Below are 15951 nucleotides of genomic sequence, written 5' to 3'. Positions count from 1 at the left end.
ACATGCTGAACCGACTTCTCTCCGGCGACTACCCGCGCAGCAAGGTGCTGGCGGCGATCCTCGTGGCCATCTTCCTGGGGCTGGCGTTCGCGCCCTTCCTGTTCCCTGGCGTCAAGGCGCTGTCCGTGGCGGCCAAGGTGCTGATCTTCGTGGTGCTGGTCGCCAGTTTCGACCTGCTGCTGGGCTACACCGGCATCGTGAGCTTTGCGCACACCATGTTCTTCGGCATCGGGGCCTACGGCATCGCGGTGGCCACCACGCGCATGGGGCCGACCTGGTCGGCGCTGGCCGTGGGCCTGGGTGGGGCGCTGGTGCTCTCGCTGCTGCTGTCGCTGGCGGTGGGGCTGTTCTCGCTGCGCGTGCGCGCCATTTTCTTCGCCATGATCACGCTGGCCGTGGCGGCCGCGTTCCAGACGCTGGCCTCGCAGCTATCGGACATCACGGGCGGCGAGGACGGCCTGACCTTCAAGGTGCCCGAGATCCTGTCGCCGAGCTTCGAGCCCTTCGACGAGCCTTTTTTGGGTGTCACGCTCGATGGGCGGCTGCTGTGCTACTACCTGCTCTTCGTGGTGGCCGTGGCGCTGGTGCTGGCGCTGCTGCGCATCGTGAATTCGCCCTTCGGCCGGGTGTTGCAGGCGATCCGCGAGAACGAGTTCCGCGCCGAGGCCATCGGCTACCGCGTGGTGGTGTACCGCACCACGTCGAGCGTGCTGTCGGCCCTGTTCGCCTGCTGCGCGGGCGCCATGCTCGCGCTCTGGCTGCGCTACAACGGGCCGGATACGTCGCTGTCGTTCGAGATCATGATGGACTGCCTGCTCATCGTCGTCATCGGCGGCATGGGCACGATCTATGGCTCGGCCATCGGTGCCGTGCTGTTCCTGGTGGCGCAAAGCTACCTGCAGGACCTGCTGCGCCTTGGCAGCGAGGCCGCCTCGGGCCTGCCCTGGCTGTCGGCGCTGCTCTCGCCCGACCGCTGGCTGCTGTGGCTGGGCGTGCTGTTCGTTTTGTCCGTCTATTACTTCCCCACCGGTGTGGTGGGGCGCCTGCGCGCGGCAGCAGCGCGCAAGGCGGCGTGAGGGCCGGGTCCGCAAGCCGGCCAGGGTAAAGCTGCGTTCCAGAAGTTCAGAAAAACACAACTCGGAGACAAACGCAATGACAAGCCTGAAGAAAAAGACGACGCAAAGAACCGCGATGCTGGCCGTGTCCGCCGCCGTGCTCGCAGCCTGTGGCGGCGGGGGCGGTGACAGCGGATCGGGCGGCGGTACCAATCTGCGCCCGGCCTACCTGGGCAGCATCACCGAGACCCGCTACGACGGCACCGGCAACGACCTTCTCACCGCCGGCCTGGGCGCCAGCGGCCTGGCTTCGGCCACGCCACCTGCCTATGCCGATGCGACCAAACCCACGGGCGCCGAGCTGCGCCGCGCCGCCATCTACAACAACTACCGCGCCATGCTGGACATGACCGCGGCCGGCGGCTACGGCACGCTCTACGGCCCCAATGTGGACGCCCAGGGCCGCGTGACCACGGGCGATGGCAAGGTGCCCGGCACCGAGTACATCGCCTACGCCGACGACGGCAGCGGCCGCCAGAACGTGACCTTGATGGTGCAGGTACCCGACAGCTTCAACCCCGCGCGGCCGTGCATGATCACGGCCACCGCATCGGGCTCGCGCGGCGTGTACGGCGGCATTTCCACGGGCGAGTGGGGCCTCAAGCGCGGCTGTGCCGTGGCCTATTCGGACAAGGGCACGGGCGCCGCCCCGCACGACCTGCAGAACGACACCGTGCCGCTGATCGACGGCACGCGCACCACGGCGGCGGCAGCCGGCAAGAACGCGGCCTTCAACGCCAACCTCACGCCCGCGCAGCTCGCGGCTTTCAACGCCGCCACGCCCAACCGCTTCGCCTTCAAGCATGCGCACTCGGGCCAGAACGCCGAGAAGGACTGGGGCACGACCACGCTGCAGGCGGTGGAGTTCGGCTACTACGTGCTCAACGAGCGCTATGGCTCGCTCACCGTGTCGGGCCAGCGCATCAAGTCGCTGACGCCGGGCAACACCATCGTCATCGCGTCCAGCATTTCCAACGGCGGCGGCGCGGCGATTGCCGCGGCCGAGCTCGATACCCAGGGCCTGATCAGCGGCGTGGCCGTGTCCGAGCCTGCGGTGGAACTGCCGGCCAACCCGGGTGTCACGGTGCAGCGCGGCAGCACGCAGATTGCCGTCACGGGCCGCCCGCTGATCGACTACACCACCCAGGCCAACCTGTACCAGGCCTGCGCCTCGCTGGCGCCCTCGGTCAGCACCAGCCCGTATGCAGCGGCCTTTGCCGCCGGCTTTGCCGGCACGGCCCTGCCCATCGCGCCGGGGCGCTGCGCGGCGCTGCGCGCACGCGGCCTGCTCACGGCCGACACCACGGCGGGCCAGGCCGAGGAGTCGCTGCGCAAGCTGCGTGACTATGGCTGGGAGCCCGAGTCCAACGACCTGCATGCCTCGCTCGCCGCCTTCGAGGTGGCGCCGGCCGTTGCCGTGACCTTTGCCAATTCGCTCTCGCGCGCCAGCGTGCAGGACCACCTGTGCGGCTTCAGCTATGCCGGGGCGACGACCGCCGGTGCCGTCACGCCGCTGGCGCCCCCCACCGCGCTGGCCGGCATGTTCGCCACCGGCAATGGCGTGCCGCCCGCTGGCGGCGTGCAGCTCATCAACAACCGCGCCAAGCAGGGGCCTGCGCGCGACTTCTTGTCGGTGGCCGACGGCGGCGCCTTCGACTGGAACACCGAGGGCGCGATGTGCCTGCGCAACCTGGTCACCGGCAGCGATGCCGCGGCGCGCAAGCTGCAGGCCGGTGTCGATGAAACGCGCCGCAATGGCAACCTGCGCGGCAAGCCGGCCATCATCGTGCACGGCCGGGCCGATGCGCTCTTGCCCGTGAGCCACACCTCGCGCCCCTACACCGCGCTCAACAAGCGCGTGGAGGGCGCGGCCAGCAAGCTCAGCTATGTGGAGGTGGCCAATGCCCAGCACTTCGACAGCTTCATCGGCCTGCCCACGGTGCTGCCCGGTTACGACACGCGATACGTGCCGCTGCACGTGTACCTGAACCGCGCGCTCGACGCCGTGTACGACCACCTGGCCAGCGGCAAGGCGCTGCCGGCGAGCCAGGTGGTGCGCACCGTGCCGCGCGGCGGCACGCCGGGCAGCGCCCCGGCCATCACCGCCGCCAACGTGCCGCCGCTGGCCGATGTGCCTGCCGCTGGCAATGCCATCGCCGTGACGGCAGCCGGAGCCATTGCCATCCCCGAATAAGAACGACCACCCACCACCACAACAACAAAGCTGCCAGGGCGCGTTGCCGCGCCCGGCGGCACAAAGGATGCACATGAACACATGGATCACATGGGGCCGCCGCATGGGCGCGGCACTCGCGGTGCTGGCGATGGCGGGGCTGCTGGCGCTGCCGGCGGCGGCGCAGCTGCGCGGCGCCGAGCTGGTGGTCGGCCAGGTGGCGCCGCTGTCGGGCGTGCTGGCCAGCACCGGCGCGCAGATGGTGCTGGGCGGCAAGATCTACTTCGACGCCATCAACGCCCAGGGCGGCGTGCATGGCGCCACCATTCGCCAGTGGGTGGTGGACGATGGCTACAAGGTGCCCGACACCGTGCGCCTGACGCGCGAGATGCTGGCCAAACCCGAAGTGGTGGCGCTCTACGGTTTTGCCGGCACCGCCAACATCACCCAGCTGCTGGCCGATGGCGTGCTGGAGCAGGGCGGGGCCGCCCTGGTGGCGCCCTACACGGGTGGCGAGTCGCTGCGCAGCCCGTTCAACCCCTGGATCTTCCACGTGCGCGCGGGCTATGGCGACGAGGCCGAGCACATGGTGCAGCAGCTCACCACGCTGGGCATGAACCGCGTGGCCGTGATGTACCAGGACGATGGCTTCGGCAAGGCCGGCCTGGCAGGGGTGGAGGCGGCGCTGGCGCGGCGCAACCTGAAGCTTGTCGTCTCCGCCGGCTACGAGCGCAACACCGACAAGGTGGACGACGCGGTCAAGGCCATCAAGGCCGCCGACGTGCATGCCGTGATCATGATTGCCATCAACAAGCCTGCGGCCGCCTTCATCCAGCGCTACCGCGAGCAGGGCGGCGGCGCGCAGCTGTACAACATCTCGGTGGTGGACCCGACCGAGCTGGTCAAGCTCGCCGGCCTGAAGAACGCGCATGGTCTGGGCATCAGCCAGGTGGTGCCCTACCCCTTCCGCCCGCAACTGCCCGTGGTGCGCGAGTACCAGACCCTGCTCAAGAAGTACGCGCCGCAGGCCGAGGTCAACTACACCAGCTTCGAGCAGTTCCTGGGCGCCAAGGTGCTGGTCGAGGCCCTGCGCCGCGCCGGCCCAGCACCCACGCGCACCAAGGTGGTCAAGGCGCTCGAATCCCTGCAGAACTACGACCTGGGCGGCATCAGCCTGGGCTATTCCCCCACCAACCGCATCGGCTCGCGCTACGTTGAAGTCACCGTCATCGGCGCCAACGGCCGACTTATGAAATAGGGGCAGTCCATCGACTGCGCCGTCCCATCCACTGACTCACAAGGTTGTCCACCATGACCCCGTTATCGCGCTACGCCACCTGCGCCGGCTATGAAATCCACTACACCGAATGGGGCGCGCCCGATGCCCCGGTGGTGGTGGCCTGGCATGGGCTGGCCCGCACCGGCCGCGACATGGACGACCTGGCCGCCCACCTGGCGCCGCGCTACCGGGTCATCTGCCCCGACACCATCGGCCGGGGCCTGAGCCAGTGGGCGCGCCAGCCGGCCGAGGAGTACCAGCTGCGCTTTTACGCGCGCGTCGTGGCCGATCTGTTCGATGCGCTGGGCATCGCGCAGGCGCACTGGGTGGGCACCTCGATGGGCGGGGCCATCGGCACGGTGTGTGCGTCGGGCCTGTTCGAGCCACAGCTCAAGGGCCGCATCCGCAGCCTGCTGCTCAACGACAACGCGCCGCGCCTGGCCGACGATGCGCTCGGGCGCATCAAGGCCTACGCCGGCCAGCCGCCCGCGTTCGATACGGTGGCAGAGCTGGAGGCCTTCTTCCGCCAGGTCTACCAGCCCTATGGCTGGCTCAGCGATGCGCAGTGGCGCCGGCTGACCGAGACCAGCACGCGCCGCCTGCCCGATGGCCGGGTGACGCCGCACTACGACCCGGCCATGGTGCAGCAGTTCACCCACCACGCCAACGACTACCTGATCTGGGACCACTACGACGCGCTCGACATTCCCGTGCTGTGCCTGCGCGGCGAGGACTCCGACCTGGTGCTGCGCGAGACCACCATCGAGATGCTCACGCGCGGCCCCGGCGCGCGCGGCCAGGCGCGCGTGATCGAGGTGCCCGGCTGCGGCCACGCGCCGGCCTTGAATGTGCCCGAGCACTATGCGCTGGTGGACCGCTTCTTCGTGCACGGGGTGCAGGACCCGGGGCCCGCAGAGCCGGTGCTGGTGCGCACCGCCGGAGGGCCTGCCGCGAATGCGCTGCCGCGCTCGCAGTACCGGGCGCCCACACGCCTGCAGTGGCCCTGAGGGCGATGGCTGGACGGCGCGCAGGATGCAACTTGGGCTGTTCACCTACACGCATTGGCGCACGGGCAGGACACCATGGGGCGGTTTCCCCACCCTGCTGTCACTGCCCTGCCCAAGCCGATGCGTACCCGATCCGAAACCTTCAAATTCACCCGCGCTCGCAAGACAGCCCAGGGGCGATTCGCCCACGCCAACACGGATGCCCTGGGCGCACTGCAGCTCTGGACGGCGCTTGGCATGGGCCGGGTGGGCGAAATCCTGTCGGCGCAGGAAAACGAGTGCCTGGTGGTGCGCGTCACCTACCCCCTGCAGCAGGGCATGCTGGCCACCAGTGAACTGCACCAGTGCTGCATGTCGCGCGGCATAGAGCGCGAAGCGGTGGAGGATTGGCCAGCGGGCTGACCGGGGGCGGGCCTGGCGCGCTGGCCGCGCCAGGCTCCGGGCCATAGCTCAGGCGGTGCCGAACACGTCGACCGGAGACGGCGCCAGAAACTCCCGGAGCTTTTGCTCTGCGGTGTAGAGCGCCTCGGGGTAGCTGGCCCATTCACGGCGCACAGTGAGGACGGGCGAGCCGTCCTCCTCGAAGATGAAGACGCGGTCCGGCACGTTCGCCGGTGCAGCCAGCGTGAGCGGCCTGACGAGATAGGTCGATCCGGCAATCTGGAGGTTGGGAGGCCAGGGCAGGCCGATCGCGCGCATAGGTCAATTCGTGGTGGGTTGAAGACGATGGCCCATCCTAACCACGCCGGTGCCCAAACGCGCTGCACGCGGGCCAACAAGCGGCGATGTCCTACGAAGCCGCTGCCCCGGGCGGCCGGGCATGCACTTGCCTGGCCTTTCTGCCTGGGGACGATGTTCGCATTTGCAACGCAGTGGCCCTGTGCTCAACCAACAGTCCTCGACCACAAGGTGGAGCGCCCGCACAATGGACTGTCCTCTGTTCACGGGGGGAGACTCCCCCACCGGCCTGATCTTCTGGAAAGGCGCCTGTTGTCCTGCTCGATTCTTCGCGTGCTGTGTATCCTTGCGGCCCTGGCCGGCGGGGCCGCGTTCGCGGACCCGGGCTACTACGTGGTCACGGCGTACAGCAATCCCGGCGTGCGGACCATTGATTTCCGCTACTGGACCGTGGCGTCGCGTGGCTCCGCACTGGCCAAGTGGCCCGAGGTCGGCCTGGGCTGGAACGTCAACAGCCGCTGGTACAGCGCGGTCATCGCCAGCTGGATCACCGCGTCGGACATGCCGACCACGCTGTCCAGCTGGAACTGGCAGAACGACCTGCTGCTGACCCAGGGCGAAGTCCCTTTCGACCTGGCCATCCATACGATGGTGTCGGCGCCCAGGCATGTGGGGGAGGGGCACACGCTGGAGTTCGGACCGGCTTTGCAGACCGACATCGGCCGCACGCAACTGAACGCCAATGTGTTCGCCGAAAAGGGCTATGGTGGCTTTTCGCAACAGCCCACGCAGCTCAAGTACCAGTGGCAGGTGCGCCACCGCTGGAAGCCGGGCCTGCACTTCGGCGCGCAGGGCTTTGGCGAGCTGGGCGAGTGGGACCGCTGGGCGCCGGCCGGGCGGCAGTCGCACCGTGCGGGCCCGGCGCTGTTCGGGAGCATCCAGACCGGGCAGGGCGAGATCGGCTGGCAGGCCGCCTACCTCTACGGCAAGACCTATCGGCAGCGCGGCAACATGTTCACGGCACGCGTCGCCTACCACTTCTGAGGCGGCGCACCGGGCCAGCAGGGGCGCACAATGGCCCGGCACACCAGAAGGAGCGCCTTGATGCCAGCGACCACCATCACCGCCTTCGAACGATCCCCCGACCGCGGCCGGGGCCTGGCGCGCGACATGCGCGTGCGCTGGGCGCTGGAAGAGGTGGGGCAGCCCTACGGGACGCGATTGGTGTCGTTCGCACAGATGAAGGCGCCCGCGCACCGCGCGCTGCATCCCTTCGGGCAGATACCCACCTACGAGGAAGGCAGCCTGGCGCTGTTCGAGACCGGCGCCATCGTGCTGCACATTGCCGAGAGCCATGCGGGCCTGCTGCCGGCCGAGGCCCACGCGCGTTCGCGCGCCATCATGTGGATGTTTGCCGCGCTCAACACGGTGGAGCCGCCCATCGTCGAATGGGGCGCCGCGAAGATTCTGGAGCAGGACAAGCCCTGGTACGCCCAGCGCCAGCCCCTGCTCGAAGACCGAGTGCGCGTGCGCCTGGCCGAGCTGGCGCAGCGCCTGGGCGAAGCCGACTGGCTGGACGGCAACACCTTCAGCGCCGGCGACCTGCTGATGGTGACCGTGCTGCGCCGCCTGGGCGATGCCTCGCCATTGCTGGGCGAGCAGCCCAGCCTGCTCGCCTACATAGCGCGGGGCGAGGCACGGCCCGCCTACCAGCGCGCGTTCGCGGACCAGTTGGCGGTGTTCACTGCGAGCCAGGCGCCCAACTGATTCGTGTCAGCTGCTCATGGCGTTGCGCGCTATCCACGCAGCACGAAACTGGCACGGCCAAGGCCAGTGCTCCCGTGCAAGGGCCGCCCCGCCGCACCGGGGGCGTCCCCCTCCCGACTCGCGCAGCGAGTCGAGAGAGGGGGGAAGGCGCGAAGCGACTCAGGGGGTGCTTCACTTCAGCGCCGGAACCGCTCTCCGTTGAAGTAGGACAGCTCCACGAAGTCCGTGCCGTTGTGGTCCTGCGGGCCATAGCGCAGCTCGAAGCCGCCCATGTCGTAGGGGCGCATGCTGTGCAGGGCCTCGATGAGTTTTTCGCGCGATGCGGTGCGGCCCGCGCGGCGCAGGGCCTCGATCATCAGGCGCGCGCTCAGGTAGCCTTCCAGCGAAGAATAGCCCGGCTCGACCCCGGCGGCGTGGGCCTTGAGCGCATCGCGGTAGGCCTTGACGATGGGCTTGGCCACGTTGTCGGGGTTGGGCGCGACCTGCGCCACGGTGATGCCGCGCGCCGATTCGCCCAGCGCCGCCAGCAGCGGCCGCGAGCCCAGGAACGAGATCGAGAACGCAGGCGCCTTCACGCGCTGGCGCAGCGCCTTGTAGAACGGGATGCCCACGGCCCCCACGGCCAGCGAGATCAATGCCGTGGGCTGCCAGGCCGTGATCTCGTCCACCGTGCGCGCCACGCCCTCCTCGGTCTCGGGCAGCAGGAAGGCCTTCCAGTCCTTGTTGTTGTGCACCTTGGCCGCCGCGTCGAAGGCCGCGAGCGTGGCCTTGCCGAAGGGGTTGTCGATGTAGGCCACCGCACACTTGGTGAAGCCGGTGGAGCCCAGTTGCTGCACGATCTTGTGGAGCTCCTGCGCATAGCTTGCGCGCGCATGGAACACCAGGGGGTTGAACGGCCGCAGCGCGTCTGAGCCCGTGCCGGGCGCGATCACCGGCACCTTGGCCGCCATGGCCACGGGCAGCGCACCCATCACGCTGGTGGTGCCGCCGCAGGACAGCAGGGCGAAGACCTTGTCCTCCTCCAGCAGCTTCTTCGCATTGGCGCCGGCCTTGGCCGGATCGCCGCCATCGTCGGCGCTGGCGAACTGCAGGCGCCGCCCGTCGATGCCGCCGCGCTCGTTGACCTCCTGGAAGGCCGCGGCAATGCCCTTGTTCATCTCCACGAACGGGAACGCCAGCGGCCCCGTGAGCGCTGCGGTTTGCCCGATGCGCCAGGGCTCGGCCTGCTGGGCCAGTGCCCAGCCGGGCAGGGCCACGGTGGTCGCCGCGGCGGCGCAGGACAGCACGCGGCGGCGCGTGGGTGCAGGGGACGGTGGTCGCGCCAGCGGCGCGGGGTGGTGGGTGGGCATGCGGCGTTGTCTCCTGTCGGTCTTGTAGGTGTGGGCCTCGACGGGGCCTGCTGTGCAGCAAACGACCAGCCAACGGACAAGCAGGCAACCAACCAGACAGCATGCATGCGCGCGCACGGCTCCATCGACGGCAGGGCCAGTATCAAGCGCAGGCCGGCCCGGGGCTTGCGGGAAAACACGGGCAGGCAGTCACAAATCGTCACATTGGAGACTGTCCGCTGACCTGCCGCGGCGCATGGGCCACCCGCGCGTGCTTGCGCCCGAGCGCCGCTCTGTTTCGCGCCATCCGCTTCGGCGCATCATTCAAGGCCGTGGAGTGGGACCGGGCCGAACGGCTCGCCAAGTTCGAGCAACGCCTGTCGGGGCTCGACGGTATGAGCGCCACCGTGCACCTGCAGACGGAACTGGTGGGCGACCCTACCTGCGAGTGGTTGCGAACGAACCATGCGCCGGGGACCGACCGCCGGTAGGGGCATTCCAGGGCGGTATGGGGTCGTTCTAGCCTTTGCTGCGCGGCGCCGCTCTCTTGGCCGGCGCAGGGAGCGGAGGACGCAGTTCTTCGGCCAGTTCCAGCAGGCGCTTGCCAGCCAGCTCGGTCAGCAGCGCGTGCTCTGCCATGTCCATGGCCTGTGCCAGAAAACGGTTGGCGACGGCTTCGACGGGACACGCTGCATTGTCGGAAGCGGGGCCGAAGGCAAATGGGCGTGAGGGCTCCATGGCGCGGTAGACGTCGGCTACCGTGAGCATGTCGAAGTTCGCCGCCAGCGACCAGCCGCCTCCGCGGCCCCCGGTCGACACCACATGGCCCGCCTCGCGCAGGCCTGCCATCGTGCGGCGCACGACGACGGGATTGGTGTGCAGCATCTGCGCGATGGTTTCGGAGGTTGTCGTGCCGCCATGCAGGTGCATGTGCAGCAGCACGTGCACGAGCCGTGCAAGCCGGGTGTCTTGGGGCATCTTGACTTTGTGTAACTCAATGAGTTACGCTTTGCTTGAGCTTGTTCGTTGAAAAACCAGGAACCATGACCTTACCCAATTATCGAATGCTGCAGGCCAACGGCCAACGGCCAACGGCCTGCGCCTGCGGGTTGCCGAGCAGGGGCAGGGCCCGCTGGTGCTGCTGTGCCACGGCTTTCCTGAAACGGCCCATGCCTGGCGTCACCAGTTGCCGGCCCTGGCGGCGGCAGGATACCGCGCCGTTGCGCCCGACATGCGGGGTTTTGGTGGCAGCGATCGGCCGCAGGCGGTGGACGCCTACACCGTGCTCGATGCCGTGGGCGACTTGGTCGCGTTGGTCGAGCAATTGGGTGAGCAGCAGGCCGTGCTGGTGGGCAATGACTGGGGTGCCACCATTGCCTGGCAGGCCGCACGGCTGCGGCCCGACCGGTTTCGCGCTGTGGCTGCCCTGGGCGTGCCCATGATGGGGCGCGCACCCATGGCGCCGAGCCAGCTCTTCCCACAGAGCGCGCACGCCTGGTTCTACGTGCACTACTTTGCCCAGGCAGGCGTGGCCGAACGCGAACTCGAAGTTGACGTAGCCACGGCGCTGCGCCGAATCTATTTCGCCGCCAGCGGCGAAGCCGGCCCGCGCAGCGACCCGCGCACGCCCAACCCCTTCGGCATGTTGCCCCGTGACGGCGGGCTGCTGGCCACGCTGCCCGAGCCCGTTGCGCTGCCCAGCTGGCTTGAGCCCGCGGATTTCGATGGCTTCGTGCAGGCGTTCCAGGCCAGCGGCTTTGGCGGCGGTCTCAGCTACTACCGCAACCTCGACCGCAACTGGGCGCTGGACGCTGCCTTCGACGGCTTGCGCGTGGAAGTCCCTGCGCTGTACCTGGTGGGCGAGCGCGACACGGGGCTTGCCATGCCCGGCATGGCAGACCTCATCGCGGCCATGCCAGGCCTGGTGCCCCGGCTGCGCGGCTCGCACACCATCGCCGGGGCCGGCCACTGGCTGCCACAGGAAGCGCCCGCGCGCGTGAACGAGGAACTCCTCGGCTTTCTGCGGTCGCTGTAGGCGTGGCTCCACGCTTTTGAACGACAAGCGCGCCTGCTGCTGTACTACCACCTGCTGCGCGAAGGCGGCATCTGGAAGGCACTGGGCCGCCGGCCGACATAGGCCACCGACTCAGTCTCTGCGCCGGCCTCTGCCCGCGCGCCCGGCCCGGGTATGCCCCGCACTCTGGCAGGCCCGCCGGTAGGCGCGCAGGGTCTGCTCGGCGCGGCTGAGCACGGTGTGGGTCACGTCGTCGGCGGCATCGGCCGCCAGCACCGCGCCCGGGCCCATGCCCGATGCCTCGCCCGTCAGCAGGGCGAGGCCCTCGCTCACGTGCTGCACGGTGTAGACGTGGAACAGGCCGCGCTCCACCGCATCGAGGATGGGGCGCGACAGCATCAGGTGGCGCTGGTTGCGCGCCGGGATGAGTGCGCCCTGTGTGCCGTCGAGCCCGGCGGCGGCGCAGGCCTGGAACCAGCCCTCGATCTTTTCGTTGATGCCGCCCACGGGCAGCACCTCGCCATGCTGGTTGAGCGCGCCTGTCACCGCGATGCCCTGGCGCAGCGGCAGGCCTGACAGGCTGGACAGCAGCGCATACAGCTCGGCGCACGAGGCCGAGTCGCCCTCGACGCCGCTGTACTCCTGCTCGAACACGATGGAGGCGTTGAGCGCCAGCGGTGCCACGTGGCTGAACAGGGCCGTGAGGTAGCCGTGCAGGATGAGCACGCCCTTGTCGTGGATGGGGCCGGACATGTGGACCTCGCGGTCGATGTTGAGCAGCCCGTCCTGCCCCGCGAAGCTGCGTGCCGTGATGCGCACCGGAAAGCCGAAGCGGTAGTCCGTGAGGTCGATCTGCGACAGGGCGTTGACCTGGCCCACGGCCTGGCCGGTAAGGCTGATGAGGCACTCGCCTTCGGCCAGGGTCTGGTGCAGCTCTTCCTCGGTCTGGTTGTGGCGCAGGCGCTGGGCGGCCAGGGCCGCCTGCACATCAGCGGCCTGCACCAATGCCGTGGAATCGGTGGGGGCGCGCAGGCGGCACTGGGCCGCGCTCTCGATCACCAGCGCCTCGGCCTGGGCGAAGCGGGCACTCTGGCGGCCCTGGTCGTCGGCCTCGCGGTGGCTTTGCTCGATCAGCAGGGCCACGGCCTCGGGACCGAAATGCGGCAGGCCGCGCTGCGCGCAGCACTGCGCCACGAAGGTGGCCGTGGCCCGGTGCGTGGCCGGTGTGGCGATGAAGCGGTCGGCAAAGTCCACCTTCACGCGAAAGCGGCGCGCGGCCTCGGGGTCGTTGTCCTGCAGGGCGTAGTACTCGTCCACCGAGCCGACGAGCACGATCTTCACATCCACTTCCACCGGCTCGGGCTGCAGGCCGGCCGGTGCCCCGCCGCCTGCGCCTGCGCCACTGCCGCCCGCATCGTCGCTGATCTGCAGCCGGCGGCTGCGCAGAAAGCGGCGCACGCGCGGCCACAGGCCTTCTTCGGCGGCCAGGTCCTGCAGGTGCAGCAGGATGAAGCCGCCGTGTGTGCGCAGCAGGCTGCCGGCATGGATGGCCGATACGTCCGCCTGCCCGGGGTCGGCATCGTCGGCATTGGCGCCATGGTCGATGCTGCCCATCAGGCTGCGCTGCTGCGGGTTGTCCTCCACGATCACGGGGGCGCCGCTGCGCCCGCCGTTGTCCACTGCCAGGTTCACGCGGCAGCGGGCCAGCAGCGCGTCCAAGTCGTCCTTGCGATCGGCTTCGGCATCGGCTTCGTTGTCGCCGTAGTAGGGCTCCAGCAGGTCGATGCTGTCCAGCAGGGCGCGTTCCACCTGGTCCAGCCACTGGGTCAGGCGTGTGGCCTCCGGGGCGATCTGGCGGGCGCCGTGCAGCGCCTGCTGCACCAGCGGCTGCACCACGGCGCGGCGCAGGGCGGCCAGCGCGGCATCGCGTTCACGCTCCAGCGGGTGCATGGCCTGGGCGAAGCGGTCGATCTCGGCGCGCAGCGCGTCCTCGTCGCGTGCGATGGTGGCGCGGCGCTCGGGCGGCAGTACGCGCGCCTCGGCCTCGCTGAGCGGCTGGCCCCGCGGGCCCAGGGGGGTGATGGCCATCTGTCCGTTGTTGCGCACCAGGCGCAGCTGGCGCGCCAGCGCAAAGGCGTCGAGCACGGCCAGGGCGTCGCTCTCCTGCGCCTGCCAGCGCTGCTCCACGCGCGCTGCATCGGCCAGGAAGGTGGGGTTGGCCAGGTGCTGCGGCACCTCGGCCTCCAGGCGCGTGCCCATGTCGGCCAGGGCCTGGCGCAGCAGGCGGCCCTGGCCTGCGGGCAGGCGCAGCGCGCGCGGGCGGGCGGGTGCATCGAAGTCGTGCAGGTAGCACAGGTCGGGGGGCACGGGGCGCCGTGCCGCCTCGGCCAGCATGGCCTGGTGCAGCAGCGACGCGCGGCCGCTGCCCACGTCACCGAGCACGAAGAGGTGGTAGTCGGGCTGCTGCATGGCCAGGCCGAAGCGGGCGGCGGCCTCGGCGCGCTCCTGGCCGATCCAGGGCAGGGGCAGGCCGGTGAGTTCGGCCGTGCTGGCAAAGCCCAGCGTGGCGGGGTCGATGATCAGCCGCAGTTGGTGTGCAGACAGGGCGCGGGCGGATGCGGGCATGGGGGACGGCAATTCGGAAACGGGGCAGGGGAGCCAACGAAAAACAGGAAGGAAAGGCGGGGCAGGGGCGCGTCAGCGGCCCGGCGGCATCGGGCCCTTGGGTGCACCGCCAGCCTGTGCGCGCTCGCGTGCATCGGCCTGGGCGGCGGCGCCATCGGGTTCGGTGGGCCAGCCGGCCAGGTGCTGCTGGGCGATGCGGCTCAGCGCGGTGATCCAGTGGCTGCTGTCGTTCAGGCAGGGGATGTAGTGGAACTCCTGGCCGCCAGCGTGCAGGAAGGCCTCGCGCACCTCCATGTTGATCTCTTCGAGCGTCTCCAGGCAGTCGCTGGTGAAGCCCGGGCAGACCACGTCCACCCGGCGCGTGCCGGCCTTGCCCAGGGCTTCGACCGTGGGCTGGGTGTAGGGCTCGAGCCACTTGGCCTTGCCAAAGCGCGACTGGAAGGTGAGCACATAGCGGTCGTCGCGCAGGCCCAGGCGCTGGGCCAGCAGGCGGCCGGTCTTCAGGCTTTCGCAGTGGTAGGGATCGCCCAGCGTGCGCGTGCGTTCGGGCACGCCGTGGAAGCTCATCACCAGCTTGTCGGGCTGGCCGTTGGCCTTCCAGTGCGCCTCGATGCTGCGCGCCAGCGCGTCGATGTAGCCGGGGTGGTCGTGGTAGCGGTTCACGAAGCGCAGCTCGGGCACATGGCGCGTGCGTGCGGCCCAGGCGTACACGGCATCGAACACGCTGGCGGTGGTGGTGCCCGAGTACTGCGGGTACAGCGGCAGGATGAGGATGCGCGTGGCGCCCTCGGCCTTGAGCGCGTCGAGCTGGCTGGCGATGGACGGGTTGCCGTAGCGCATGGCATGGCGCACCAGCACCGGGTGGCCGGCTTCGCCGAGCCAGCCGCGCAAGAGTGTGGCCTGTTTGGCCGTCCACAGTGCCAGGGGCGAGCCGTCTTGGGTCCAGATGCTGGCGTACTTGGCGGCGGACTTGGCCGGCCGCGTGCGCAGGATGATGCCGTGCAGGATGGGCAGCCACACGGGCTTGGGGATCTCCACCACGCGGTGGTCCGACAGGAACTGCCCCAGGTAACGGCGCACCGCCGGGGCCGTGGCCTCGTCGGGCGTGCCCAGGTTGCACAGCAGGATGGCGGTGCGTTCGGGCTGGCCGTGGGTGAAAGGGGGTTCGGTTTGAAAACGCATGCGGCATTGTGGCCCAGTCACCTGGCGCCTACCCGCAGAAGGTTTTGGCGCCTCCCCGGGAAATCCCTCGTGCATGTCTGAAACCGGTTTCATAGACTTGCGCCGTGAATTACCAATTCCAGTTCGAATCCGTTTTTGCCGCGTGGCCCCTGCTGCTCAAGGGCACCTGGATCACCGTGCAGCTCTCGCTCACCGCCACGGTGCTGGGGCTGGTGGTGGCCATTGCCTGCGCCTGGGGCAAGACCTCGGGGCCGGCCTGGCTGCGCTTTCTCATCAATGCCTACATCGAGCTGATCCGCAACACGCCGTTCATCGTGCAGCTGTTCTTCTTTTTCTTTGCGCTGCCGGCCATCGGCCTGCGCTGGTCGCCCTACACGGCGGCGCTGACGGCGATGGTGGTGAACCTGGGCGCCTATGCGGCGGAGATCGTGCGCGCAGGCATCGAATCCATTCCCAAGGGGCAGATCGAGGCGGGCAAGGCGCTGAACCTCAAGCCCTGGGAGATTTTCCGGTTCGTGGTGCTCAAGCCTGCGCTCAAGGCCATCTACCCGGCGCTCACCAGCCAGTTCATCTTGCTGATGCTCAGCTCGGCCGTGGTGTCGGTGATCTCGGCCGACGACCTGACTTCGGTGGCGGCCAACCTGCAGTCGCAGACCTTTCGCAGCTTCGAGATCTACATCGTCGTGGCCGCCATCTACCTGGCGCTGGCCGTGTCGTTCTCGGGGCTGTTCAAGCTGATCTACCAGCGCACGCTCAACTACCCCGACCGCCGCTGAGGACCGT

At 69.3% G+C, this 15951-nt stretch carries 15 protein-coding genes; 10 read left to right on the top strand and 5 right to left on the bottom strand.

Annotated features, from left to right (window positions below; all coding sequences use genetic code 11):
- Nucleotides 1–2: 2 nt before the first annotated feature.
- The 5 genes from AC07PF_RS29160 to AC07PF_RS29140 all read left to right on the top strand — a co-directional run bounded on the left by AC07PF_RS29160 (nt 3) and on the right by AC07PF_RS29140 (nt 5976).
- Nucleotides 3–1076, top strand: a complete 1074-nt coding sequence (locus AC07PF_RS29160) for a branched-chain amino acid ABC transporter permease (RefSeq protein ID WP_007856840.1) — start codon at nt 3–5, stop codon at nt 1074–1076.
- Between the two features lie 76 nt (nt 1077–1152).
- Nucleotides 1153–3309, top strand: a complete 2157-nt coding sequence (locus AC07PF_RS29155) for a D-(-)-3-hydroxybutyrate oligomer hydrolase (RefSeq protein WP_494614238.1) — start codon at nt 1153–1155, stop codon at nt 3307–3309.
- 73 nt (nt 3310–3382) lie between these two features.
- Complete coding sequence (locus tag AC07PF_RS29150) at nt 3383–4546, top strand: ABC transporter substrate-binding protein (protein WP_494614237.1); 1164 nt, start codon at nt 3383–3385, stop codon at nt 4544–4546.
- A gap of 53 nt (nt 4547–4599) precedes the next feature.
- Nucleotides 4600–5574 carry an alpha/beta fold hydrolase gene (locus AC07PF_RS29145; RefSeq protein ID WP_007856837.1) on the top strand — a complete coding sequence of 325 codons (975 nt, stop codon included), beginning with the start codon at nt 4600–4602 and terminating at the stop codon, nt 5572–5574.
- A 120-nt stretch (nt 5575–5694) separates the two neighbouring features.
- Complete coding sequence (locus AC07PF_RS29140) at nt 5695–5976, top strand: hypothetical protein (protein WP_494614236.1); 282 nt, start codon at nt 5695–5697, stop codon at nt 5974–5976.
- Between the two features lie 48 nt (nt 5977–6024).
- On the opposite strand, the gene AC07PF_RS29135 is transcribed toward AC07PF_RS29140, so the two are convergent.
- Nucleotides 6025–6273 (bottom strand): hypothetical protein, encoded by a 249-nt coding sequence (locus AC07PF_RS29135; RefSeq protein WP_007856835.1) that lies wholly within the window; start codon nt 6271–6273, stop codon nt 6025–6027.
- A gap of 312 nt (nt 6274–6585) precedes the next feature.
- On the opposite strand from AC07PF_RS29135, the gene AC07PF_RS29130 reads away from it, so the two are divergent.
- Nucleotides 6586–7296 (top strand): hypothetical protein, encoded by a 711-nt coding sequence (locus tag AC07PF_RS29130; protein ID WP_494614235.1) that lies wholly within the window; start codon nt 6586–6588, stop codon nt 7294–7296.
- A 60-nt stretch (nt 7297–7356) separates the two neighbouring features.
- Nucleotides 7357–8019, top strand: coding sequence for a glutathione S-transferase family protein (locus tag AC07PF_RS29125; RefSeq protein WP_494614234.1), 663 nt, complete (start codon nt 7357–7359; stop codon nt 8017–8019).
- 176 nt (nt 8020–8195) lie between these two features.
- Here the strand turns inward: AC07PF_RS29125 and AC07PF_RS29120 are convergent, their stop codons facing one another.
- Nucleotides 8196–9368 (bottom strand): ABC transporter substrate-binding protein, encoded by a 1173-nt coding sequence (locus tag AC07PF_RS29120; RefSeq protein WP_494614233.1) that lies wholly within the window; start codon nt 9366–9368, stop codon nt 8196–8198.
- 101 nt (nt 9369–9469) lie between these two features.
- On the opposite strand from AC07PF_RS29120, the gene AC07PF_RS29115 reads away from it, so the two are divergent.
- Nucleotides 9470–9838, top strand: a complete 369-nt coding sequence (locus AC07PF_RS29115) for a hypothetical protein (protein ID WP_494614232.1) — start codon at nt 9470–9472, stop codon at nt 9836–9838.
- Nucleotides 9839–9866: 28 nt separating this feature from the next.
- Here the strand turns inward: AC07PF_RS29115 and AC07PF_RS29110 are convergent, their stop codons facing one another.
- Complete coding sequence (locus AC07PF_RS29110) at nt 9867–10325, bottom strand: RrF2 family transcriptional regulator (RefSeq protein WP_494614231.1); 459 nt, start codon at nt 10323–10325, stop codon at nt 9867–9869.
- 157 nt (nt 10326–10482) lie between these two features.
- On the opposite strand from AC07PF_RS29110, the gene AC07PF_RS29105 reads away from it, so the two are divergent.
- Entirely contained in the window at nt 10483–11382 is a 900-nt protein-coding gene (locus AC07PF_RS29105; RefSeq protein WP_494614230.1) for an alpha/beta fold hydrolase, read from the top strand.
- Between the two features lie 111 nt (nt 11383–11493).
- Here AC07PF_RS29105 and AC07PF_RS29100 read toward each other — a convergent pair whose 3' ends face one another.
- Together AC07PF_RS29100 and hemH are read right to left on the bottom strand one after the other, a co-directional pair.
- On the bottom strand, nt 11494–13986 hold the full coding sequence (locus tag AC07PF_RS29100; protein ID WP_494614229.1) for an AAA family ATPase: 2493 nt from the start codon (nt 13984–13986) through the stop codon (nt 11494–11496).
- Between the two features lie 72 nt (nt 13987–14058).
- On the bottom strand, nt 14059–15168 hold the full coding sequence (hemH, locus tag AC07PF_RS29095; protein WP_494614228.1) for a ferrochelatase: 1110 nt from the start codon (nt 15166–15168) through the stop codon (nt 14059–14061).
- A gap of 104 nt (nt 15169–15272) precedes the next feature.
- Between hemH and AC07PF_RS29090 the strand changes: the two genes are divergently transcribed.
- Nucleotides 15273–15944, top strand: a complete 672-nt coding sequence (locus AC07PF_RS29090) for an amino acid ABC transporter permease (RefSeq protein ID WP_007859634.1) — start codon at nt 15273–15275, stop codon at nt 15942–15944.
- The last annotated feature ends 7 nt before the right edge of the window (nt 15945–15951 follow it).

It is taken from the genome of Acidovorax sp. GW821-FHT10A04 (assembly GCF_059415825.1).
The sequence above is the reverse complement of the archived record's forward strand: the minus strand, read 5'-3'. Positions and strand labels throughout refer to the sequence as shown.